Source organism: Streptomyces sp. NPDC012637 (assembly GCF_042954805.1).
Lineage (GTDB): Bacteria > Actinomycetota > Actinomycetes > Streptomycetales > Streptomycetaceae > Streptomyces.
In genome coordinates this window covers 1-23,136 of the sequence record NZ_JBIBDS010000019.1, presented here as the reverse complement: position 1 = coordinate 23,136, position 23,136 = coordinate 1, and the positions used below count along the sequence as shown (strand labels likewise).

Sequence of the window (23,136 nt, the reverse complement as noted above, 5' to 3'; positions counted from 1 at the left end):
GTGCCGTCCGACCAGTCGACGTGGTCGGTCGGCTCGTCGACGTGCAGGGTCCGGGGCAGCACCCCGTTCCGCATCGCCATGACCATCTTGATGACACCGGCCACGCCCGCCGCGGCCTGCGTGTGGCCGATGTTCGACTTGATCGAGCCCAGCCACACCGGCTCGTCGCCGCCCCGGCCCTGCCCGTACGTGTTGATGAGGGCCTGCGCCTCGATCGGGTCGCCGAGGGTCGTGCCGGTGCCGTGGGCCTCGACCGCGTCCACCTGGTCGGCCGTCAGACGGCCGTTGGCGAGGGCCTGACGGATCACGGCCTCCTGCGCGAGGCCGTTGGGCGCGGTGAGACCGTTGCTCGCGCCGTCCTGGTTCGCGGCCGTACCGCGGATCACCGCGAGGACCGGGTGGCCGTTGCGGCGGGCGTCCGAGAGGCGCTCCAGGACGAGCAGCGCGGAACCCTCGCTGAAGCCGGTGCCGTCCGCGCCGGAGGCGAAGGCCTTGCAGCGGCCGTCGGACGCGAGCCCGCGCTGCCGGCTGAACTCGGTGAGCAGCACCGGGGACGCCATGACCGTCGCGCCGCCGGCCAGCGCGAGCGAGCACTCGCCCTGCCGCAGCGACTGGGTGGCCAGGTGCAGCGCGACCAGCGAGGCCGAGCAGGCGGTGTCGATGGTGAGCGCGGGGCCTTCGAGGCCCAGGGTGTAGGCGATCCGGCCGGAGGCCACGCTCGTCGTGTTGGTGACGAGGTAGCCCTCGAGCTCGGGGCGGATCTCCTCGGGGCGCGCGTAGTCCTGGGCGATGGCGCCGACGAACACGCCGGTGTCGCTGCCGCGCAGACTGTCCGGGGAGATCCCGGAGCGCTCCAGGGCCTCCCAGGCGGTCTCCAGGAGCACCCGCTGCTGCGGCTCCATCGCCTCGGCCTCGCGCGGGCTGATGCCGAAGAAGCCGGCGTCGAACAGGCCCGCGTCGTGCAGGAAGCCGCCCTTGGCCACGTACGTGGTGGCCTGGGCGTCGGACTCCGGGTCCGGCGCGTGCAGCCGGTCCAGGTCCCAGCCGCGGCCCTCGGGGAAGTCGGTGATGGCGTCGCCGCCGGCGGCGAGCAGCCGCCAGAGGTCCTCGGGGCTGCGCACGTCGGCCGGGAAGCGGCAGCCGATGCCGACGATCGCGATCGGCTCGTGCGCCGCGGCCTCGACGTCGGTCAGCCTCTGCCGGGTCTGCTGCAGGTCGGTCGTCACCCGCTTGAGGTAGTCCCGGAGTTTCGCTTCGTTGGTGGCCATGAACCCATCCCTCACAATGCCGGCCGGTCTTCCGGGCAACGTCGCCGACGCGGCTTGCGGGCTGCTTAGCGTGACCTAAAGCCGTCGCCGGGCCGCCGCGGTCACCCCCTGACCGGTGCGGACGTCCCGTGCGGCGCCTAAGGGGCTCTTTAGACAGCCGTCAGCGGGGCGTCAGCCGGGCGGCCGAAAGTGGCGGGATGGAAGCCTCGGAAATCCACATCCTGTCCGTGGGCACCGCCCTGCCCGGTGACCCCCTGGAGAACGCGGACCTGGCCCGGCACTTCGGCATGGACCCGATCTGGGAGGAGTGGGTCGACGCCTTCGTCGGGACCCGGGCCCGGCATCTGTCGGTGGACCTGGGGACCGGCAGGCTGCGGTCCACGCTCGCCGATCTGGCCACCGAGGCCGGTGCCCGGGCCCTGGCGGACGCCGGTCTCGGACCCGGCGACATCGACCTGGTCGTCCTCGGCACCGCCACGCCCGACCAGCTGATGCCCGCGACCGTCAACATCGTCGCGGACCGGCTCGGGATCGACGGCGTGCCCACCTACCAGCTGCAGTCGGGCTGCGCGGGCGCCTTCCAGGCCCTCGACGTCGGCAGCCAGATGCTGCGGGCCGGCGGGCACCGCACGGCGCTGGTGATCGGCGGTGAGCTCTGCTCCCGGCACTACGACCCGGGCGTCGACCTCGCGAAGCTCGACTCGGGCGAGCTGGTCAACTTCGTGCTGTTCGGCGACGGCGCCGGCGCGGCCGTGCTGACCGCGGAGCCGACCGCGGGCGCGCCGGTGATCCGCCGGGTCCTCAACCGGCTGACCGGGCGGGGCCGCGAGCCGGGCCAGATCGTGGAGTGGACCGGCGCTCTCGACCGGGCCGACGCGGACCGCGCGCACATCAAGGAGGACTACAAGGCGATCGAGGAGTCCGTCCCGGTGATGTCCCGGGAGATCGCCGAGGAACTGCTCGGCGATCTGGGCTGGGCGGTGACGGACGTGGACTACCTGCTGCCGCCCCAGCTGTCGGGGCGCATGACGCGGCGGATCGTCGAGGGCCTGGACATGCCGCTCGCGGAGGAGATCACCCGCGTCGACACCATCGCCAACACGGGCAACGCGATGCCGTTCTTCCAGCTGGAGGAGGTCCTGCCGCAGCTGGCGCCGGGCGACCGGGTCCTCGGGATCTCCGTCGAGTCCAGCAAGTGGCTGAAGGCGGGCTTCGCCCTCGAACTGGCCTGACCGGCCGCGTCCGTGGCCTGACCGGCCACTCGCCCCGTAGAGCCACCCGCCCCGGACGGCCGTCCACCCGTACAGCCACCCGCCCCGGACGGCCGTCCACCCGTACAGCCACCCACCCCGGACAGTCGTCCACCCCGGACAGTCGTCCACCCCGTACAGTCGTCCACCCCGTACACGAGAAGCGCCCGCGGTGACCGCGGGCGCTTCTTCCGTGTCCTCACCCGCTCAGCGCGGCGCGCCGAACCAGTTCTTCAGGGCCGTCTCCAGCGAGCCCGAGCCCTCCGCCCACACGACGTGCCCGTCCGGGCGCAGCAGTACGGAGCCGGTCGCGTCGGCCGCGGGGGCCGGGGCGACGCCCACGCGGTCGGCCCATGCCGCCGCCGTACGGGCGTGGGCTCCGGCTGTCCCGCCCTGACCGTCCTCACCGTCCCCGCCGACGAGCAGCAGGCCGCGGCCGTCGTGGAGCAGCGGCGCGGCGCCGGGGATCCGGCCGCCGAGCGCCGGGTCGGGGGTCGCGGAGCCGGGGGTGCCGTCGGTGCCCAGGCGGTAGCGCAGGTCGACGCCCGTCACGAGCTCCACCAGGTACCGGTTGACGTCGTCGAAGCGGGCGAGGTCCGCGACGAGCGAGCGGGCCCCGGCGGTGCGGGCCGCCGGGTGCATCAGGGCCAGCTGGGCGTCGAGCGCGAGCCGGGCCCGCTCGCCCTCCGGGTGACGCTCGGCGTGGTACGTGTCGAGCAGGCCGGGCGGCGCCCAGCCGGCCAGGTCCGCGGCCAGCTTCCAGCCGAGGTTGACGGCGTCCTGCAGGCAGCTGCTCAGGCGCAGCCCGCCCAGGGGGTAGAAGGAGTGCGCCGCGTCGCCGGCGAGGAACACCCGGCCGGACCGGTAGCGTTCGGCGTTGCCGCTGTGGCTGGTGAACCGGTTGGCCCACAGCACTTCGCGGGCCGGCAGCGGCTGCCCGGTGAGGTGCTCGACCTCGCCCTGGAGCTCCTCCGCGGCGACGGGGCCCGTGGAGGTGGGAGGCGTGGCGCCGAACACGGTGGTGATCACCCGCAGCACACCGGGACCGGCGGGCGCGCCGGAGTACACCCCGCCGGCGGGCAGGTAGTGGGCGCCCAGGTGGTGGACGGCGAGCTCGGAGAAGTCGGCCGTGACGTCGCCGACGATGCCCGACACGGTCCAGCCGCTGCCCGGGAACTCGATGCCGGCGAGGCGGCGCACGGTGCTTCCGGCGCCGTCGGCCGCGACCACGTACGAGCCGCGCAGCGTGGAGTCGCCCGCGGAGGTGCGGAGTTTCAGCGTCACGTGTCCGGTGGACTGGCGGAGTTCCGTCACCTCGTGGCCGCGGCGGATGTCCACGCCGAGTTCGCGGGCCCGCTGCTCCAGGACCTCGGTCAGCCGGGGCTGGGGCACGAGGAGGCCGGTGCTCACCTCGGGCCGGTCGGCGGCGAGCAGTTCGGGGTGCAGCCACAGCAGGGAGAAGTGCGCGCCGGGCAGCGGGAGTCCGGACGCGCGCAGCGCGTCCGCCAGGCCCCGCTGTTCGAGGAGCGCGATGACGCCCGCGTTGACGGCCTGGCCGGGGGCGTGCGGGTCGGGCGCGTCGCGTCTGTCGAGGACGACGACGGGCGCGCCGGCCAGGCCGAGCTCGCAGGCGAGCATCAGACCGGTGGGGCCGGCGCCCACGACGATCACGGGGTCGGTCACGGGTCATCCTTTCCGCAGGAGCGGGATCACGGGCGCGAAGTCGTACAGGTGGGCGGAGAGGACCATGTACGACGTGAGGCCGTACCGGTCGTATCCGCTCCGGACCTGCTCGGCGATCTCCTCGTGGGTGCCGATGAACAGGGTCGGCAGGTCGAGGAGCTGATTGGCCGTCAGGTGGGGTGCGAAGGCGGGGCGCAGTGCCTCGGCGGCGGCCTTGCGGTCGTCGGTGACGATGACCTTCTTGACCCCCACGTTCAGTTCGGGGGAGCGGCCGAGTTCGGCGGCGCGCTGCCGCACGGTGTTCACCTGGGCGGCGAACTCGTCGGGGCCGAGGAGCACCAGATCGCCGCCCGGGGGCAGCGAGGCGCCGATGAAGACGACCGTGTCGGCCCGGCTCGCGGCGAGGTCGAGGTCTTCCGGTTCGCCGACGCCGATCATCAGTCGCGGCCGGGGGGTGCTGACCGGGCGGGGCAGGTGGCCGGGGTCGGTCAGCAGCCGGTCGAGGACGTCCACGGTCTCGGCGAGCCGGTCGCGCTTGTCCTGAGGGGTGAGCGCGGCCGTCGCGGCGCTGCCGGTCCAGCCCGCGTGCAGGCCCACGCTGAGCCGCCCGCCGGTGAGCCGGTCGGTGCCGGCGATCTCCCGGGCCAGTACCTCGTCGTCCCACAGGGACGCGTTGGTGAGGTAGGTGGCGACCTCGAGCCGGGTGGTGACCGCGGCCGCGGCCACCAGCGAGGGGAACGGCGCGGACAGGCCGAGGTGGTCGGTGGTCCCGAGGACGTCGTAACCGAGCCGTTCGGCCTCCCGCGCGCGTTCGGGCCAGTCGGCCTCGGGGGAGATCTCGTTCACCCCGAAGCGGAACTCCGTCCCAGGTCCGCTGCTCATGCGTCGCCTCCTGTCGTGGCTGTCGTGGCTGTCGTGGCTGTCGTGGCTGTCGTGCCTGTCGTGCCTGCCGTGCCTGCCGTGCCTGTCGTGTCCGTCGTGCGCCCGAGGGCGCCGGCCAGTCGTCCGCGGGCCCGGATCGCGGCCAGGGCGAGGCCGAGGAACCGGCGCTGGGGCCCGTAACCGCCGAGGGCGTCCAGGGCGGAGCGCAGGCTCCACAGCCGGGACTCGGCGACGTGGGACGGCGAGCCGTGCACGTCGTCGTGGACGAGCAGCCGCAGTTCGCGCACGTGGTTCTCGAGCAGCAGCCGGTCGCCGGGCGGGATGATCTCGTCGCGCGCGCTCACCGTGTACGCCACGGGCACCTGGAGCGACGAGAGTTCGTCCGGCGTCAGGGCCAGGTCCGTGAGCCGGGGCAGCACGGTGTCCGGGGTGTGGCCGGTGAGGTGGGCCAGGGTGTCGACGGTGACCCGGGGCACCCGGGGCCGCCAGTCGGCGTCCGTGAAGAAGTCGCCGATCGGCGCGCCGGCCGTCACCACGCCCTGGATCCGCTTGTCGTGGAGGGCCGCCCGCAGCGCCATGTGGCCGCTGAAGCTCATCATCACGGCGACGGTCCGGTCGGTGTCCGCGCGGTCCGCGAGGGCGTCGAGGATGTCCGGGACCATGCGGTGGCTGTCCGCCCCGTAACGCTGCTCGTTCTCGCCGACGCCCGGCATCTCGACGGCGACGACGGCCAGGCCCAGCCGTCCCGCCTTGGCGAGGATCGGACCGAACTGCTCCTTCACGCTGACGATGCCGCCGCTGAGCAGCAGCACGGGTGCGCGTTCGCCGCCGCGCGGGGCGAGCCCGGCGGCCCAGCAGCGCACCCGGCCGCCGGAGAGGTCGAGGTCGACCCGCTGGATGCCGGAGGTGTCGCCGAGCCGCCAGCGGTCGAAGGAGGCGACGGTCCGCGCCTGCGCGTCGGCGCGCGCCGGGCCGTCCACGTAGGGGAAGCGGGCGATGTTGAAGTGCCGTCCGGCCTCCACCTCCCGTCCCTGCCGCTCCAGTTCGACGCCGGCCTCGGTCCACTCCCGGGCCCAGGAGCCGGGCTCGCCGTCCTCGTCGTGCCGGATCCGCCCGAGGACCTGCGCCAGCCGCCCGCCCGGGATGCCGAGGATGCGGCCGTGCACCTCCACGAACTGCTTCAGCTCCGTGACGTCGTTCATCGCAGCGCCTCCTCGGCCGAGAAGCCCTCCAGCGACTCCTTGACCTCGGTCAGGATGTCCGCCGCCTCCGCGCCGTCGATCACCCGGTGGTCGAAGGTGAGGTTCAGCCGCATCACGGGCGCGCTCGTCACCTCGCCGTCCCGCACCACGGGGCGCTGCGCGATCCGGCCCACGCCGAAGGTGAGCGTCGTGCCGCCCACCGAGTGGAAGCCGTCGACCGCCCGGTGGCCCAGGGACGACACCGAGAAGGTGCCGAAGAAGCGCGGGTGGGCGAGGAGCGGGCGCACCGCGCGACGGTACGCGGCGCGCGCGAGCAGCGACGGCAGCCGGTGCAGCAGCAGCATCGAGGCGAACTCCGGCATGGTCTCCGGGTCGCCGTCCCGGAAGCGCTCCAGCTCGTGCTGGATGCCCTTCAGGTCGGTCCGGTCCAGGTCCGGCAGGACCGTGGAGACCACGACCCGCCGGCCGCCGACCCGCTTGTCGAGCGCGACCTTCCCGGAGACCTCGCCGTAGCGGGCGACCTTGGGGCGCAGCCGGCCGCGGATCGCGGCGTTGGCCTCCGGGTGGGCGGCGATCACCCGGGCCGCGGAGTGGAGCACGTACGTGACCACGGACAGCCGGCTGTCGCCGCGGTGGGCCTCGCGGTGCGCGAGCACCCCGGACATGTCCACCTCCGTGTCGAGGTGGACCGGCGCGAAGGGCCGTATCTCGTCGAGGAAGAAGAGCGTGTGTCGCCGCTCCCGGGCGATGGCTGCGATCTGCATCCCGCCAATCTCCGCAGCCCGGCTAAAGCACCCTTTAGCGCGGCCTAAACCCGACTTCCGGCCGCTTCCGCGGGCGCCACCCACAGCCGTCCTTTAGAGCCGCGCAAGACACCCGTTCCAGTCTTGCCCTCCAGCCCGAATGTCGCCGCTCGCAGGAGATCGCGCATGTCACGCCCCAGCGCCGTGGGCCTCACCACCGGAAACGCGCCGTTGCCCGACTTCCCGCAGCCGCGCACCTGCCCGTACCAGCCGCCGTCCGGCTACCGCGACCTGCGGCTGTCCGAGGGGCCCGTGGTGCGCGCCCGGCTGTACGACGGCCGCCCCACCTGGGTGGTTCTCGGCCATGCCGCCGCCCGTGAGCTGCTCATCGACCCGCGGCTGTCCTCCGACTGGGGACGGCCGGACTTCCCGTCGCCGAGCCCGCGCCGCAAGGCCATCCAGAAGGCGACGATGCTCATCGGGATGGACCAGCCGGAACACTCCGCGTACCGCCGCCGGGTCATCCCCTCCTTCTCGGTGCGCCGCACCCGCGAGCTCGGCGAGTCGATCCACCGGCGCGCCGGTGAACTGGTCGACGCCCTCCTCGAACAGGGCCCGCCCGCGGAGATCCTGCGCGGCCTCGCGCTGCCGCTGTCCTCCCACACCATCTGCGGGATCCTCGGCGTGCCCTACGAGGACCACGCCTACTTCGAGGAGCAGTCGGCCAAGCTCGTCTCGTCCCAGGTGTCCGAGGAGGACGCGACCGGGGCGCTGATGAACCTGCGGGACTACCTGACCTCCCTGGTGGACCGCAAGGCGAAGGAGTCCGAGCCGGGCGAGGGCCTGCTGGACACCCTGGTGCACAAGGACCTCGCCGAGGGTTCGCTGTCCCGCGACGAGGTGATCCAGCTCGGCATCATCCTGCTGATGGCCGGTCACGAGACCACCGCCAGCATGATCACGCTGAGCACGTTCACGCTGCTGCAGAACCCGAGCCAGCTGGCGGCCTTCCGGGCCGACCCGGACGGCGCCGGCCTGGCCGTCGAGGAGCTGCTGCGCTACCTCTCCATCGGGGACGTGTCGATGCGGATCGCCGCCGAGGACATCACCATCGGCGACGCCCGCATCAAGGCCGGCGACAGCGTCATGCTGTCCGCCGCCGAGATCAACCGCGACCCGGAGGCCTTCGAGGACCCCGACGTGCTGGACCTCGGCCGCGGCGCCCGGCACCACCTCGCCTTCGGCTACGGCGTGCACCAGTGCATCGGCCAGAACCTGGCCCGCGCCCAGATGCAGAGCGCGCTCACCCTGCTCTTCTCCCGCATCCCGGGGCTGCGGCTCGCCGTTCCCGCCGAAGAGGTGGAGATCAAGCCCGCGCAGAGCGGTGTGCAGGGCATCTACGAACTCCCCGTGGCGTGGTGAGGCCGGTGCGCATCACCGCCGACTCCGGCCGCTGCATCGGCGCGGGCCAGTGCGTCCTGACCGCGCCCGACCTCTTCGACCAGGACGAGGACGGCATCGTCGTCCTGCTGACCGACTCCGTCGCGACCGAGGCCGACGCGAAGCTCGCCAAGGAGGCCGAGCACCTGTGCCCGGCCGCCGCCCTCCGGGTGGCCTCCGGCACCGACGACGCCTCCGGCACCGACGACGCCGAGGGGCAGCCGGGCGCATGAGGACCCGTACGCACCGCACCGTCGTCCGCCGGGCCCTGGTGGCGGCGCTGGCCCTGGCCTGCGTCGCGACCGGGTGCGGCGCCGGGACCGGCCGGGCGGACGGGCGGGACGGCCGGATCGTGTACGCCGTCGACACCCAGCCCGACTGCCTGGACCCGCAGATCAGCCCGTACGACGTGACGGCGGCCCTGGGCCGCGGCGTCTTCGACTCGCTGGTCGCCATGGACGCCCGGGGCCGCGTCCGGCCCTGGCTCGCCACGTCCTGGCAGGTCTCCGACGACGGGCGGGCGTACACCTTCCACCTGCGCGACGGCGTCCGCTTCCACGACGGCACCGCCTTCGACGCGACCGCCGTCAAGGCCACCCTCGACCACACCGTCGCACCCGAGACCAAGTCGCAGTACGCGGCCGGGCTCATCTCCATGTACGAGGGCGCGACCGTCGTCGACGCCCGCACCGTACGGATCCGGCTCTCCCGCCCGTACACGCCGTTCCTCCAGGTGCTGTCCACGGCCACGTTCGGCATCCAGTCGCCCGCCGCACTGCGCGCGAACCGCGGCCGGACGTGCCTGAAGCCCGTCGGCAGCGGCCCGTTCGTGTTCGCCGGCTGGACCCGCAACCGGCGGATCGAGCTGGACCGCAACCCGCGCTACGCGTGGGGCCCGCCGGACGCCGCCAACCGGGGACCGGCGCACGTCGCCGGCGTCACCGTCGAGTTCATCCCGGAGGCCGCCTCGCGCTTCGGCGCCCTCGGCTCGGGCCAGGTCGACCTGGCCTCCGCCGTGCCGCCCAGCCACGTCGGCAGGCTCCGGCACGCCGACGGCTTCCGGCTGATGCGGGCCACCCAGCCCGGCGCGCCGTACACGCTCATGCTCAACGTCAACCGGGCGCCGCTCGACGACCCGCGGGTGCGCCGCGCCCTGCAGCGCTCCGTGCGCTTCGACGCGCTGGTGAAGGCGCTGTACTCGGGCGCGTACGAGCGCTCCTGGAGCCCCCTGACACCCGCCACCAGCGGCTACGCCCGGGCGGCCGAGGGCAGTTGGCCGTACGACCCCGAGGAGGCGGCCCGGCTCCTCGACGCGGCCGGGTGGACCGGGCGCGACGAGCAGGGCTACCGCACCCGCGACGGCGTCCGGCTCACCGTGCACTGGCCCTACATGAACAGCCTGATGCGCGACCAGCGGGCGCTGCTCGGCCAGGGCATCCAGGCCGAGGCCAAGCGGGCCGGCATCGAGCTCCGGTTCACCGCCCTCGAACCCGGCGCCTACCTCCAGAAGGCGGTCGGCCGCGACGCCGACGTCCTCGCCTTCAGCTGGAACCGCGCCGAACCCGACATCCTGCGGACCTTCTTCGACTCCGCGCAGACCGGGGACAAGGGTGGCGTCAACGCCTTCGGAGTCGCCGACCCGCAGCTCGACCGCTGGCTCCGCGAGGCCTCCGCCACCCGCGACCCGGCCCGCCGCGCGGCCCTGTACGCGAAGGCCCAGACGCGCGTGAACGACCAGGTCTACGCCCTGCCCGTGTACGCCCCCGCCACCCTGCTCGGGGTCGCCGACCGGGTGCGCGGCGTGACCTTCGACGTCCAGGCGTACCCCCGCTTCCACGACGCCCGGCTGGAGGACTGACGGTGCTGCCCCTGCGCTGGTTCGCGCGCCGGCTGCTGCTGGCCGCCCTGGTCGTGTTCGGCGCCGCCAACGCCGTCTTCTTCGCCTTCCGGCTGCTCCCCGGCGACCCGGTGCGCAGCGTGCTCGGCTCCACCAACCCCACGCCCGAACTCGTGGCGCAGGTACGGCACGACCTGGCCCTCGACGAGCCGCTCGCCGTGCAGTACGGGCGGTTCATGCGCGGGCTGGTCACCGGCGACCTCGGCGAGTCCTTCCAGCTGTCGCAGCCGGTCGGCGAGGTGATCGGCGGGCAGCTGTGGCCCACCGTCCAGCTCGCCGTCGCGGCCCTGCTGCTCGCGCTGCTCGTCTCGGTGACCCTGGCCGTGCTCACCGCCCACCGGCCGAGGGTCCGGCGGATCGCCTCCTCCCTCGAACTCGTCGCCGCCTCCACCCCGGCCTTCTGGACCGGCCTGCTCCTGCTGGCGCTGCTGTCCTTCCGGCTCCGCTGGTTCCCGGCGATGGGCGGCAGCGGCGCCGCCGCCCTGGTGCTCCCGGCGGTCACCCTCGCCGCCGGTCTGGTGGGCGCCTTCACCCAGGTGCTGCGGGAGGAGCTGGAACGGGCCCTGGAACAGCCCTTCGTGCTCACCGCGCGCGCCCGGGGCGGCGGCGAGACCGTGATCCGGCTCCGGCACGCGCTGCGGCACGGGCTGATCCCGCTGATCACCCTCTCCGGCTGGGCGGTGGGCGCGCTGTTCGGCGGCGCGGTCGTGGTGGAGACCGTCTTCAGCCGCCAGGGCCTGGGCCAGGTCACGGCCGCCGCAGTGGCCGGCCGCGACCTGCCGGTGGTGACGGGCGTGGTGCTGGTCTCCGCCGTCGCCTTCGCCCTGATCAACCTCGCGGTGGACGTGCTCTACCGGCTCGTGGACCCGCGCATCGACGAGAGGAGCATCGGATGACCGCGTCCGCCTCGGCCTCGCCCTCGGCCTCCGCGTCCGCCCCGGCCTCCGGGCCCGGCGCCGCGGCCGGCGCCGACGGGACGAGCGCCGACGCCCCGGGCGACGCCGCTCCCGCGCTCCCGGGCCGCGCCCCGCGCAGGTTCCGGCCGGGTGTGGCCCTCGCCGCGGTGGTGCTCCTCGCCGTCGCCGTCGCCGCCGTGGCGCCGGAACTGCTCGCGCCCCGCCGGCCGGACCTCATCGACCCGGTGGACGCGCTCGCGGGACCCGGGCCCGGGCACTGGCTGGGCACCGACCAGCTGGGGCGCGACGTGTTCAGCCGGATCGTGCACGGGGCCCGCACCTCGCTGGTCATCGGCTTCGGCGCGACCGCCCTCGCGGTCGTGGCGGGCTCGCTGCTCGGCGTGTTCGCCGCGACCGCGGGCCGGGCCGTCGACCAGGTCCTGATGCGCGCCACCGACATCCTGATGGCCTTCCCGGGGCTGATGCTGTCGCTGGTGGTCGTCGCCGTCCTCGGCCCCGGCACCGGCAACGCCACCCTGGCCATCGGTGCCTCGCTGCTGCCCGGCTTCGTCCGGCTCGCCCGCGGCCAGGCGCTCGCCATCCGCGACAGCGACTACGTGCAGGCGGCCCTGGTGATGGGCCGCGGCCGGGCGTCGGTGCTGTTCCGGCACCTGCTGCCGAACGCCCTGCCGCCGCTGCTCGTCCTGGCCACGGTCAACGTGGGCAGCGCCGTCATCGCCGGGTCCACCCTCAGCTTCCTCGGCCTCGGGCCGCAGCCGCCCTCGCCCGAATGGGGCGCGATGCTCGCCGAGGGCCGCGACCACCTGGACACCGCGTGGGCGGCGGCCGTCTTCCCCGGCCTGGCCATCACCCTCACCGTCGTCTCCGTGACGGTCGTCGGCCGGGCCCTGCAGCGCCGCTTCGACCGGAGGGACGGCCGTGGACACTGACACCACCCGCGTGGAGCGGGCCCTGGTCACCGTGGAGGACCTGCGGATCTCCTTCGGCCGCGGCAGCGACCGCACCGAGGTCGTGCACGGCGTGGACCTCACCCTGCGGGCCGGCGAGTGCCTGGCCCTGGTCGGCGAGTCGGGCTCGGGCAAGACGCTCACCGGCCGCACCCTCGCCGGACTCACGGGGCCCGGCGCCACCGTGACCGCCCGCACCCTCGACTTCGACGGCCGGGACCTGACCGCCCTCGACGAACGCGCGTGGCGCCGGCTGCGCGGCGCCGAGATCGGTCTGGTGCTCCAGGACGCACTGGTCTCCCTCGACCCGCTGCGCCGGGTCGGCGCCGAGATCGAGGAGCCGCTCGCCAACCACGGCATCGGCACCCGCCGCGACCGGCCGGCCCGGGCCGTCGAGCTGCTGCGCCAGGTCGCCGTGCCCGAACCCGAGCGGCGGGCCCGGCAGTTCCCGCACCAGCTCTCGGGCGGGCAGCGGCAGCGGGCGCTGATCGCCTCCGCGCTCGCCGCGGGACCGCGCGTCCTGATCGCCGACGAGCCGACCACCGCGCTCGACACGACCGTGCAGGCGCAGATCCTCGATCTGCTCGCCGCCCGCCGGGACGCGGGCACCGCGGTGCTGCTGATCAGCCACGACCTGGCGGCGGTCGCCCGGCTCGCCGACCGGATCGCGGTGATGCGGGGCGGCCGGATCGTGGAGAGCGGACCCGCCGCGAAGGTCCTCGCCGCGCCCGCCCATCCGTACACCCGCCGTCTCCTCGACGCGGTCCCGGACGCTCGCGCCGCTCGCCGGCGGAGCACCGGACGCGGCGGCGCCGGTACGGAGGTGCTGCGCGCCGAGGGTCTGGTGAAGCGTTACGGCGGGCCCGGGGGCGGCATGACCGCGCTCGACGACGTGTCCTGCGTGCTGCACGCGGGCGAGACGCTCGGCGTCCTCGGCGAGTCCGGCTCCGGAAAGTCCACGCTGGCCCGGATCGTGCTCGGGCTCACCGAGCCGGACGCCGGCACGGTGACCCTGCTCGGCCGGCCGTGGTCCGGTGCGGGCGAACGCTCGCGGGCCGCCCTGCGCGGCCGGATCCAACTGGTGCAGCAGGACCCGTTGTCCTCCTTCGACCCGCGCTGGACGGTGGAGCGGATCGTGGCCGAGGCGCTCGGCGCGGGCGGCCGGCGGGCCGCGCGCCGCCACCGGGAGCGGATCACCGAACTCCTGGGCCTGGTCGGTCTGGGGCCCGAGCTGCTCGACCGCGGTCCGCGCGGGCTGTCCGGCGGCCAGCGGCAGCGGGTGGCCATCGCCCGCGCACTCGCGCCGGAGCCGGACGTGCTGGTCTGCGACGAGCCGGTCTCCGCGCTCGACGTCTCCGTGCAGGCGCAGGTGCTCGACGTGTTCGAGCGGGTCCGTGAACGGCTGAGCGTGGCCCTGCTGTTCATCTCGCACGACCTCGGCGTCGTGCGTCAGGTCAGCGACCGGGTCGCGGTGATGCGGGCGGGACGCGTCGTCGAGACCGGCCCGGCCGAGCGGGTCTTCACCCGCCCGGAACACCCCTGGACCCGGGAGCTCCTCGGCGCGGTGACACCCGTCGCCGTGCCGGACCGGCAGGACGCCGGGAGCCCGGTGTGACGCCCCGGCGGGCCGGCGGCGCCGTGCCGCGGTCCGCCGTTTCCCCAACCACCCTGGCCGGGCCGTCGGGTTCCGGCCGTGTCCGACGATCGTGAGTCGCCCATGAACGACACCGCCCCCTTCCGTCTGTCCGTGCTCGACACGGTGCCCGTCTTCAACGGGGTTCCGGCCGCCCAGGCGCTGCGGGAGCTCCTGGAGCTCGCACCGGAGGTGGAGCGGCTCGGCTACCACCGCTACTGGCTGGCCGAGCACCACAACATGCCGGCCTTCGGCACCTCCACGCCGCCGGTGCTCATCGGGCAGCTGGCCGGCGTCACCTCGACGATGCGGATCGGCTCGGGCGGCGTGATGCTGCCCAACCACGTGCCGTACATCGTGGCCGAGCAGTTCGCCACCCTGGAGGCCTTCCACCCGGGCCGGATCGACCTCGGCGTCGGACGTGCGCCGGGCGGCGAGCCCGCCACCGCGCGGGCGCTGCGGCGCACCGGCGACCCGGCGCACGAGGGTGCCTTCGGCGAGCAGCTGGCCGAGCTGATCGGCTATCTGTCCCCGTCCGCGCCGGGTGCCCGTCCGCCGGTCGCGGTCTGTCCGACGGTGGAGCACCCGGTGCCCGTCTGGCTGCTCGGCACGAGCCCCTCCAGCGCCTCGCTGGCGGCCCGGCTCGGCCTGCCGTACGCCTACGCCCACCACCTCAACCCGGCGGGCACGGAGGCCGCGGTGGCCCGCTACCGTGCGGAGTTCCGTCCTTCGGAGCGGCTGGAGCGGCCGTACGTCGCGGTGTCGGCGCAGGTCGTGGTGGCCGGGACCGACGAGGAGGCCGAGTACCAGGCCGGGCCCGCCAAGGTGGCCCAGGTGGAGGGGCGGATCAATCCGCTGACCCTGTTCCGCACGCCCGAGGAGGCGGCCGGGTATCCGCTGACGGGCGCCCAGCGGCGCTTCCTCGAGGAGTACGCGGCTCCGCAGATCATCGGCGGGGTGGAGACGGCGGGCCGGCGTCTCGCGGACCTCCGTGCCCGCACGGGCGCCGACGAACTGCTCGCGTCGGCGCCGGTGTACGGCCTCGAGGCCAGGGTCCGGACGTTCCGGCTCCTCGCCGAGGCGGTGGCTCAGGCCGCGGAGGCCGGGGCGGGGGCGCTCAGCCCGGTCACCTCGGCGAGCAGCTCGTAGGACCGGACCCGCTCGTCGTGGTCCTGGATCGCGCTGAGCACCATCAGCTCGTCGGCGCCGGTGACCTTGGCGAACTCGGTGATCCGCTGCCGCGCGGTCTCGGGTCCGCCGAAGATCTGCGGCTCGTACAGCTGGTCGACGACCGCCCGCTCCTCCGGCGTGTAGGAGAAGCGGGCGGCTTCCTCCACGGACGGGAAGTACGGGTTCTGGCCGCGCAGCGACCGGGCGGTGATCACGCGCAGCGGGTCGCTCAGCCGGGCCGCGCGCTCGTCGTCCTCGGCCACGCCGCAGAACGCGGAGACGATGGTGTACGGCTCGGCGAGGTACTCGGAGGGCCGGAACTCGGCGCGGTACGCGTCGAGCGCGGCGGTCGTGCCGTGCGGGGAGAAGTGGTGCGCGTACGCGAAGGGCAGTCCCAGGGCCGCCGCGAGCTGTGCGCTGTAGCCGCTGGAACCGAGCAGCCAGACGGGGACGGACTGCTCGGCCGCGGGCACGGCGGAGACGGTGCCGTGCCCGGGTTCCAGGACGTGCGCGGTGCCGGCGGGCGGTGCGAAGTAGCGCAGGAGTTCCTGGATCTGGGCGGGGAAGTCGTTGCCGCCGAGCGGGCCGGTCTGGCGCCGCAGGGCGCGGGCCGTCAGCGGGTCGGTGCCGGGCGCGCGGCCGACGCCGAGGTCGACCCGGCCGGGGTGCAGGGCGGCCAGGGTGCCGAACTGCTCGGCCACCACGAGGGGCGGGTGGTTGGGCAGCATGACGCCGCCGGCTCCCACCCGCAGATGGGTGGTGGCGGCGGCGATCTGCCCGGCGAGGATCGCCGGCGACGAGGTCGAGAGGGCCGGCATGTTGTGGTGCTCGGCCAGCCAGAAGCGGTGGTAGCCGAGCCGGTCCACGGCGCGGGCCAGTCGGATGGTGTTGCGCAGAGAAGCGGTCGCCGTCGACCCCTGCCACACCGGAGCGGTGTCCAGGACGGACAGTCGGAATCCCAGTTCGGTGGTCATGGAACGAGAATATGGGGACTGTCCCCGTTTTTCAACACGGCCTGGACACCGCCCGTTTCACGCCGCTCTCGTCAGTGCGGGACCGGAGTCCAGGAGAATCTCCTGGTGCAGCTCGTGCAGCTGGCGGCACGGGCTGATCCCGAGCTCCCGGTCGAGCGCCGAACGCACCGTGTGGAAGGCCTGGAGCGCGTCGGCCCGGCGGTCGGAGCGGTACAGGGCGAGCATCAGCTGACGGTGGAACGCCTCGATGAGCGGGTGCTTGGACACCAGCGCGTACAGCGGCCCCACCAGCTCGCGGTGCCGCCCGAGGGCCAGATCGGCCTCGGTGCGCAGCTCGACGCACTCCAGCCGGGTCTCCTCGGCCCAGGTGGCGAACTCGTCCACGATGTCGCCGCCGCGCAGCTCGCCGAGGACCGTGCCGCGCCACAGCGACAGCGCCTGGCCGCACAGCGCGGAGACCTCCCCGTGCCGGCCGGCCCGCGCCGCGGCCCGGCCCTGCTGGGCCAGGCGCTGGAAGTCGTGGGCGTCCAGGGTGTGGTCGCCGAGCTCCAGCACGTAGCCCGGGAAGCGGGTGACGATCGGGCTCTGCTCGACGTTCGCCCCCTTCAGCATTTTGCGCAGCTGGGATATGTACACGTGCAGCGTGGCGGTGGCCCGCCGAGGGGGATCGTCGCGCCAGATTTCGGCGCACAGCTGGTCGGTGGATATGACGTTCCCGGCGCGTACCAGCATGGCGGCGAGAAGGCATTCCACCTTCGGCGCGCTGATGGTGAAAGCCTTGTCGGCGTCCGTCATGCGCAGGCTGCCGAGGATTTCGAATCGCATGTCTTGTTGACCTTCCGGAGATCGCGGAGACCGACAGCGCTCAGCGCGACACTGAGCCGTAGCGACCGTCGAGATAGACGAGTGGACGGGCCGGGTCGCCCTGGTACGCGTGAATCGGCTGCGCGATCACCACGGTGTGATCGCCGGCGGGCAGGTCGTACACCTTGCGGCAGACCATCGCGGCCGGAACGCCGTCGAGCAGCGGCACGCCGTGCGGGCCGGCGTTCCAGCGGGTGGGCGGTGCGAAGCGGTCGACGCCGCTGCGCGCGAAGGTCGAGGCGAGTTCCCGCTGGTCGTGGGCGAGCAGGTGCACCGCCAGGTACTCGGCGGCGCACACCGTCGCCCACGACGAGGCGTTCCGGCCCACCCCGAACGAGACCAGGGGAGGCGCGGAGGAGACGGAGGCGAGTGAGGTCGCGGTGAAGCCGACGGGCTGTCTCTCGCCCATCGCCGTGATGATCGCCACGCCGGCCGGGTGTGTCCGGAAGACGCCCCGGAACGCGTCCTCCGTAATCGGCTCGTCCTCCGCCGCGCCGGCCACCGGACACCTGGCCGAAGCCGACCAGACGTGATGATGGGCGATCCCACCGTGACTCACTTCTACCCCCTGAAGAACTGCTCCGGCGCCGGTCGGTTCCAGCGCCGTTCCTTGCCGTGCCTTCAGGCTCACAGAAGGATCACGTAGCGACATCCGTGGAAATACGTACGGCCATCAATCGAGCCAATTCCGCGCGTGACCCGATCTCCAATTTGCGGTAGATCCGGGACAGATGGACCTCCACGGTGCGCGGACTCAGCCCCAGCGCCTCGGCGATCTCCCGGGTCCGCCGGCCCGTTCCGGCCTCTCTCGCGACCTCCCGCTCGCGCCCCGTCAGTACCTCGAGACCGGTCACGGGAGGGATGGGTGCGGGCAGCAGCGCGTGGCAGCCGCGGCCCAGCGAGTTCTCCAGCGGAGTGTCCGGATTCAGCCGGGCGAGCAGCAGCACGTCCCACTGCTCGGCCAGCTCCTGTGCCGAGGCCCACAGCTCCGCCGCCATCTCCGGGCGGCTGCTGTTGCTCGCCGCACGGGCCGACCGGATGCGCGCGGTCAGCCGGTGCATCCGCAGCTGGGCACCGTCGAACGCCCGCTCCGCCTCCTGGTACAGCGTCACCGCCGCGTCCCACTCGGCCTGCTCGGCGAGCACGTGTCCGCGGGCGAGCAGCGCGTACGCCCGGTTGTGCGGCAGCCGCAGCGACTGAGCCGCGGTGTTCGCGCGGTCGGCCCACATCGCGGTGCCGCCGGAGCTGCCGGTGCCGCCGGAGAGCGAGGCCAGGGCGAGCAGTTCGAAGCCCCGGGGCCGCAGCGTCGGGTCGAGCCGTGGCAGCTCGGGGCCGCCGAGGTCCAGGAGCAGGCTGACGCAGCGGTCCGGGCTGCCCTGCATCAGCAGCGCCTCGGCCAGGGCGAGCACGGACACGCCGTGCCAGCGGCAGGCCGAGCGGCGCAGCGAGTGCACGGCCTGCTCGGTGAGCGCGGAGGCCCGGCTGCTGCCCGGCGGCTCGGCGTAGGTCACGCACAGCGCCTCCTGGGCGAGGGCCACCACGCGCAGCTGCTCGGCGCCCAGGTAGCCGGCGAGCTCGGTGGCCTCGGCGGCGGATCTGCGGGCGCTCTCCAGCCGGCCCTGCCGCAGCTGGGCCTCGGCGAGGCCGCTCAGCAGCACCGGCAGCATCGCGTTGTGGGAGCACTCCTGGATGACCGCGGTGCCGCGCTCGTAGAACGACTCGGCCTCGCGCGGCCGGCCGAGCGCCATGGCGCACGAGCCGAGCAGCGCCAGGTACTCGCTGTGGCAGGTGACGTCGGTGTGCGAGAGCTCGTCCATCTGGCGCACGGCGGCGTCGTACGAGGCGAGTGACTGCGCCACCCGGCCGGCCGCGAGCTCGCCGAGGGCGTGCAGCGCCATGGCCCCGGCCAGGGTGGTGCGCTTCCCGCCGGACCGCGCCAGGACCAGGGCCTGGGCCGCGATGCCGGGCAGCTCCTCGTCGCCGCGCAGCGAGGAGATGATTCCCCGGTAGATGGTGAGCTGGGCGAGGATATCGTTGTCGGCCTTGGCCGCCCGGAGGTCGGTGAGCGCGGCCGTCACCAGGTCCGTCGCCTCGCTGAATCGTCCCTGCAGACATTCGACGATCACGCAGAGCCCGATTGCCGCCCGGCCCGCCTCGTCGGGGCCCAGCGGCGATCCCCGGGTCAGCAGGGCCCGTAGCGAGACGTCGTCGGCGAGGTAGTCGGAGGCCCGCAGCGCCCGCGCCAGGGGCGGGATCAGGGCGAGCAGCCTGCCGGTCGGCTGCTCGGAGGCGGGCAGCCCGTGCAGGGCCGTCAGAAGCCACCGCACGGCGTCGTACGGAGAGCTCTGTTCGGTCTCCTGGCCGGCCCTGGCCAGGGTCTCCAGGTCCTCGGGAGTGAACGAGCTGGTCGAGAGCTCGATGTGCACCGCCCGTTCGGACGCCGACGCGGCGCGGCGGTTGAGCACGGTCAGCGCCCTGCGGTGGGCCTGCGAACGCCAGCAGCGGTCGGTCTGGTCGTGCAGGACCCGGCGCAGCAGCGGGTGCCGGAAGCCCAGGAGCGTGCCGGAGCAGCGCAGCGGCCGCAGCACGTCCAGCTGGATCAGCGCGTTGACGACGACGCAGGTCTCGTCGGTGGGCAGCTCGGACACGGCCGCCAGCTCGTCCCGGCTGAACCGGTCGCCGAGCACGGCCGCGGACTCGGCGACGAGCCGTTCCGCGGGGTCGAGTTCGGCCAGTTCGGCCGCAAGCGGCGCGAGGCGCCCGGTGAGCAGCTGGGTCCGCGGGTCCGCGCCCTTCGTGGCCGATTCCTCCTTGGCCAGCAGGTAGAGCGGATGGCCGTTGCTCTCGTGGAGCGCCGACGGGAGCCAGGCCGTGTCGGGCCGTACGCCGAGCAGGCGGGCGGCCTGGTCCAGGTCGAGCGGCGGCAGGTCGATGCGGTCCACCCGGCCCTGCTCGGCGCCCTGGGCGAGGGTGCTGAGCAGCGAGGGTGCGGCCTGCCGCGGCCGGTGTGCGACCACCAGCAGCACCGGGGCCTGGAAGGTCCAGCGGGCCAGGTGGTCGGCGAGCTCGAGCGACTGCGGGTCGGCCCAGTGGAAGTCGTCCAGGACGAGCAGCAGGCCGTGGTCGGCGGCCTGGCTGAGCAGTGCGTGCAGCGCCTGGGAGAGCTGAAGCGGCGACAGTTCGGTGCCCCGGCCGCCCAGCCGGGCGCACAGCCCGGCCCGCAGCAGCTCGGCGTGCTCGCGCGACAGGGCGGACAGCCGGTCGGCCGTCATGATGCCGTGCACTGCGCGGGTGAAAACGTGCAAAGGTTCGTCAAGTTCGGACGGGTAACACCGTCCGTCGAGCACCGTGACGCCCCGGGCGCGTGCGACGGAGGTCAGCTGGGCCAGCAGTCGGCTCTTGCCCGAACCGGGCTCCCCGAGCAGCTCGACGATGCCGCCCCGGCCTTCCTGCAGTGCCTGCAGCGCCCCCAGTAGTTGTAAGGATTCCCTGCACCGGACCGAAGACGTGCTCTGTTCGGCGACCAGCGACATGGTTGCGGTGACCATCCCTTCCCCCTCGGGTTGACGTCTCGCGTATGGCAATCCTGATCACTCAACCACGATGGTACGAGCGCTTTGTTACGACGGGCCTGGCCGGAAGATGTCCGTGGTGTGGGCGCACGAACGCGCCCTGACCGGCGAAAACCGGCCAGGGCTGCGCGTGGAGTCGCGAAAGGGAACTACAGGGACGTGGCGTGCTGCGCGGGGCTGCCCGCCTGCTCCGGCGAGCCCTCCGCGCCCTGCTCAGCGCCGCCGCCCATCGGGACGGAACGCATGATGAAGGTGAGCAGGATGGTGAGGGCGGTGAAGCCGGCGCCCCAGGCGAAGGCCGTGGTGACGCCCTCGGTGAGGACGAAGTCCGCGGTGCCCTTGGCGTCGAGACCGGCCGGCACCTCGTCGGCGGCGCTCCGGCTGGCGGCGCCGAACACGGTCACCATGATGGCCAGACCCAGCGCACCGCCGATCTGCTGCATGACGTTCAGCAGACCGGACGCGGCGCCGGTCTCCTCGGGGGCGACGCCGGACATCAGGATGGTGGTGACGCCGACGAGCAGGGTGCCCATGCCGAGACCGGCGACGAGCATGGGGCCGAGCATCGCGGAGACGAACTCGGCGTCGGGGGTGATCTGGGCGAACCAGACCAGGCCGACGCTGATGGCGGCGGCGCCGACCGCGGTCAGGACGCGCGGCCCGGCCTTGGGCAGGATCTTGGCGGCGATGCTGGAGGTGGCCAGGATCAGCAGCGCGAGCGGCACGAAGGCCAGACCGGCCTGGATCGGGGTGAAGCCGCGCACCTCCTGGAGGAACTGGGTGAGGAAGAAGAACATCGAGTTGCCGGCCGCCATCACGAACAGCAGCGAGAGGTAGCCGGTCGCGCGGTTGCGGTCGGCGAACAGCCGCAGCGGGGTGATGGGCTGCTTGGCGTTGATCTCGATGAAGACGAAGACCACGAGCAGCACGACGGCGGCGGCGAAGGAGGTCAGGGTGAGCGCGTCGCCCCAGCCGCTCTCGGCGGCCCGGATGAAGCCGTAGACCAGGGCGGTCATGCCGACGGTCGAGGTGAGCGCGCCGCCGAGGTCGAAGCGGGCGGGCTTGCGCTCGGTCTCGCGGATGAACATCGGGGCCGCGATCAGCAGTGCGAGGCCGATCGGCACGTTGATGAAGAGCACCCAGCGCCAGGACAGCCAGTCGGTCAGCAGGCCGCCGCCGATGAGGCCGATGGCCGCGCCGGAACCGGAGACCGCCGCGTACATGCCGAGGGCCTTGGCCCGGGCCTTGTCGTCGGTGAAGTGGGTCGCGATCAGGGCGAGCACGGTGGGCGCGGCGAAGGCGGCGCCGACGCCCTGCAGGGCGCGCGCGGCGAGCAGCATCCCGGCCGAGTTGGACAGGCCGCCGAGCAGCGAGGCCGCGGTGAAGATCGTGACGCCGACGAGCATGCCGCGGCGGTGACCGAGGACGTCTCCGGCGCGGCCGCCGAGGAGCAGCAGACCGCCGAAGGTCAGCAGGTAGGAGCTGAGGACCCAGGAGAGTCCGGTGGGGGTGAAGTCGAGCGCGACCTTGAGGTCGGGCAGGGCGATGTTCACCACGTTCACGTCGAGGATGAGCATCGTCTGGAGGGTGAGCACGATGAGGAGCACCATGCCGTTGCGGCGGCCGGCCGCCTCGGCGGTGGGCGGGCTCTGGCCCGCGGCGCTCGTGACGGTCTCTTCACTCATGATTCGGCATCTCCTCGGAAAACTAAACGGGGACGTTCCACGGTTCTGCTGAGAACATACAGGGACCGTCCCCGTTTAGCAATCGGCAACAGCGCGACGTCAGTTGACGCCGGGTCGGCGGCTCAGTTGACGCCGAGCTCCCGGTCGATGAAGTCGAAGAGGTCGTCGTCGGACGCCTCCGTCAGCTCCACCGCGTTCGCCTCCGCCGCGTCGCCGCCCTCCGACTCGAGCCGCAACAGCAGGTCGCGCACCCGGCCGGTGAGCCGGCCGCGACCGCCCTCGCCCGCGCCCAGCGACACGAGCCGCGCCTCGATCCGGTCGAGCTCGGCGAGCGCCGACGCCACCGGGTCCTCCTCGGCCGGGGCGAGCGCCGTCAGCAGGTGCCGGCCGAGCGCCAGCGGCGTCGGATGGTCGAACACCAGCGTGCTCGGCAGCCGGAGACCCAGCTCCGCGTTGAGCCGGTTGCGCAGCTCCACCGAGGTCAGCGAGTCGAAGCCCAGCTCCTTGAAGGGCCGCTCGGTGCCCACGCCCGCCGCGTCCGTGTGCCCGAGCACCGTCGCCACGTGGCCGCGCACCAGCCCGAGCAGCAGGTCGAGACGCTCGGCGCCGGCCAGGGCGGCGAGCCGCTCCCGGACCCCGGAGCCTCCGTCCGCCGCGGCCGACGCGCCGCCCGCGGCCTTCCGTACCGCCCGGCCCTCGCCGGCCAGCTCGGCGAACAGCGGCGGCAGCGAGCCCGCCCGGGCCCGCGACCGCAGCGCGGCCGGATCGAGCCCGACGCCGACGGCCAGCGGCTGCCTGCCTTCGAGCGCCGCGTCGAAGAGCGCGAGGCCCTCCTCGGTGCCCAGCGGCAGGATGCCGTCCCGCGCCATCCGCGCCAGGTCCGCGTCCCCGAGCTTCTCCGTCAGCGAGCTGCGCTCGTCCCAGAGTCCCCAGGCGAGGCTGGTGGCGGGTTGTCCGTGGGTGTGGCGGTGGTGGGCGAGGGCGTCGAGGAAGGTGTTGGCGGCGGCGT

Annotated in this window: 19 protein-coding genes; 8 read left to right on the top strand and 11 right to left on the bottom strand. The window is 73.8% G+C overall.

The features are described from left to right. The coding region (locus ACFY8W_RS37815) for a beta-ketoacyl synthase N-terminal-like domain-containing protein (protein ID WP_391115716.1) at window positions 1–1,268 on the bottom strand (1,268 nt) is incomplete at its 3' end. 197 nt (window positions 1,269–1,465) lie between these two features. Here ACFY8W_RS37815 and ACFY8W_RS37810 point away from each other — a divergent pair. Next, window positions 1,466–2,500 (top strand): 3-oxoacyl-[acyl-carrier-protein] synthase III C-terminal domain-containing protein, encoded by a 1,035-nt coding sequence (locus tag ACFY8W_RS37810; RefSeq protein ID WP_391115715.1) that lies wholly within the window; start codon window positions 1,466–1,468, stop codon window positions 2,498–2,500. Window positions 2,501–2,725: 225 nt separating this feature from the next. On the opposite strand, the gene ACFY8W_RS37805 is transcribed toward ACFY8W_RS37810, so the two are convergent. The 4 genes from ACFY8W_RS37805 to ACFY8W_RS37790 are packed head-to-tail and all read right to left on the bottom strand — an operon-like array spanning window position 2,726 to window position 7,049. Then, window positions 2,726–4,201 (bottom strand): FAD-dependent monooxygenase, encoded by a 1,476-nt coding sequence (locus ACFY8W_RS37805; RefSeq protein WP_391115714.1) that lies wholly within the window; start codon window positions 4,199–4,201, stop codon window positions 2,726–2,728. A 3-nt stretch (window positions 4,202–4,204) separates the two neighbouring features. Further along, window positions 4,205–5,083, bottom strand: a complete 879-nt coding sequence (locus ACFY8W_RS37800; RefSeq protein ID WP_391115713.1) for a TIGR03621 family F420-dependent LLM class oxidoreductase — start codon at window positions 5,081–5,083, stop codon at window positions 4,205–4,207. Further along, a complete protein-coding gene (locus ACFY8W_RS37795) occupies window positions 5,080–6,285 on the bottom strand; it encodes an alpha/beta hydrolase (protein ID WP_391115712.1) in 1,206 nt (401 codons plus the stop codon). The genes ACFY8W_RS37800 and ACFY8W_RS37795 overlap by 4 nt, the downstream gene beginning before the upstream one ends. Then, entirely contained in the window at window positions 6,282–7,049 is a 768-nt protein-coding gene (locus ACFY8W_RS37790) for a 2-oxo acid dehydrogenase subunit E2 (protein ID WP_391115711.1), read from the bottom strand. The genes ACFY8W_RS37795 and ACFY8W_RS37790 overlap by 4 nt, the downstream gene beginning before the upstream one ends. Before the next feature lie 165 nt (window positions 7,050–7,214). On the opposite strand from ACFY8W_RS37790, the gene ACFY8W_RS37785 reads away from it, so the two are divergent. The 7 genes from ACFY8W_RS37785 (at window position 7,215) to ACFY8W_RS37755 (ending at window position 15,011) form a co-directional block, all read left to right on the top strand. After that, complete coding sequence (locus ACFY8W_RS37785) at window positions 7,215–8,450, top strand: cytochrome P450 (RefSeq protein ID WP_391115710.1); 1,236 nt, start codon at window positions 7,215–7,217, stop codon at window positions 8,448–8,450. A 5-nt stretch (window positions 8,451–8,455) separates the two neighbouring features. Next, window positions 8,456–8,701 carry a 4Fe-4S domain-containing protein gene (locus tag ACFY8W_RS37780; protein ID WP_391115709.1) on the top strand — a complete coding sequence of 82 codons (246 nt, stop codon included), beginning with the start codon at window positions 8,456–8,458 and terminating at the stop codon, window positions 8,699–8,701. Further along, window positions 8,698–10,326 (top strand): ABC transporter substrate-binding protein, encoded by a 1,629-nt coding sequence (locus ACFY8W_RS37775; protein ID WP_391115708.1) that lies wholly within the window; start codon window positions 8,698–8,700, stop codon window positions 10,324–10,326. Before ACFY8W_RS37780 ends, ACFY8W_RS37775 begins: the two co-directional genes overlap by 4 nt. Window positions 10,327–10,328: 2 nt before the next feature. After that, entirely contained in the window at window positions 10,329–11,261 is a 933-nt protein-coding gene (locus tag ACFY8W_RS37770) for an ABC transporter permease subunit (RefSeq protein WP_391115707.1), read from the top strand. Further along, entirely contained in the window at window positions 11,258–12,211 is a 954-nt protein-coding gene (locus ACFY8W_RS37765; protein WP_391115706.1) for an ABC transporter permease subunit, read from the top strand. The genes ACFY8W_RS37770 and ACFY8W_RS37765 overlap by 4 nt, the downstream gene beginning before the upstream one ends. Beyond that, complete coding sequence (locus ACFY8W_RS37760) at window positions 12,201–13,844, top strand: dipeptide ABC transporter ATP-binding protein (protein WP_391115705.1); 1,644 nt, start codon at window positions 12,201–12,203, stop codon at window positions 13,842–13,844. The genes ACFY8W_RS37765 and ACFY8W_RS37760 overlap by 11 nt, the downstream gene beginning before the upstream one ends. Window positions 13,845–13,946: 102 nt before the next feature. After that, on the top strand, window positions 13,947–15,011 hold the full coding sequence (locus ACFY8W_RS37755; RefSeq protein ID WP_391115704.1) for an MsnO8 family LLM class oxidoreductase: 1,065 nt from the start codon (window positions 13,947–13,949) through the stop codon (window positions 15,009–15,011). On the opposite strand, the gene ACFY8W_RS37750 is transcribed toward ACFY8W_RS37755, so the two are convergent. The 6 genes from ACFY8W_RS37750 to ACFY8W_RS37725 all read right to left on the bottom strand — a co-directional run. Continuing rightward, complete coding sequence (locus ACFY8W_RS37750; RefSeq protein WP_391115703.1) at window positions 14,951–16,006, bottom strand: MsnO8 family LLM class oxidoreductase; 1,056 nt, start codon at window positions 16,004–16,006, stop codon at window positions 14,951–14,953. The genes ACFY8W_RS37755 and ACFY8W_RS37750 overlap by 61 nt on opposite strands. Before the next feature lie 57 nt (window positions 16,007–16,063). Continuing rightward, a complete protein-coding gene (locus tag ACFY8W_RS37745) occupies window positions 16,064–16,831 on the bottom strand; it encodes a BTAD domain-containing putative transcriptional regulator (protein WP_391115702.1) in 768 nt (255 codons plus the stop codon). Window positions 16,832–16,871: 40 nt separating this feature from the next. Then, the gene (locus tag ACFY8W_RS37740; protein WP_391115717.1) at window positions 16,872–17,372 is read right to left on the bottom strand and encodes a flavin reductase; all 501 of its coding nucleotides are present in this window, start codon (window positions 17,370–17,372) and stop codon (window positions 16,872–16,874) included. Between the two features lie 136 nt (window positions 17,373–17,508). Further along, complete coding sequence (locus ACFY8W_RS37735; protein ID WP_391115701.1) at window positions 17,509–20,418, bottom strand: AAA family ATPase; 2,910 nt, start codon at window positions 20,416–20,418, stop codon at window positions 17,509–17,511. A gap of 173 nt (window positions 20,419–20,591) precedes the next feature. Continuing rightward, the gene (locus ACFY8W_RS37730; protein WP_391115700.1) at window positions 20,592–22,127 is read right to left on the bottom strand and encodes a DHA2 family efflux MFS transporter permease subunit; all 1,536 of its coding nucleotides are present in this window, start codon (window positions 22,125–22,127) and stop codon (window positions 20,592–20,594) included. A gap of 122 nt (window positions 22,128–22,249) precedes the next feature. Next, window positions 22,250–23,136, bottom strand: an 887-nt coding sequence (locus ACFY8W_RS37725) for a phosphopantetheine-binding protein (protein WP_391115699.1), incomplete at its 5' end; no start/stop codon positions are given.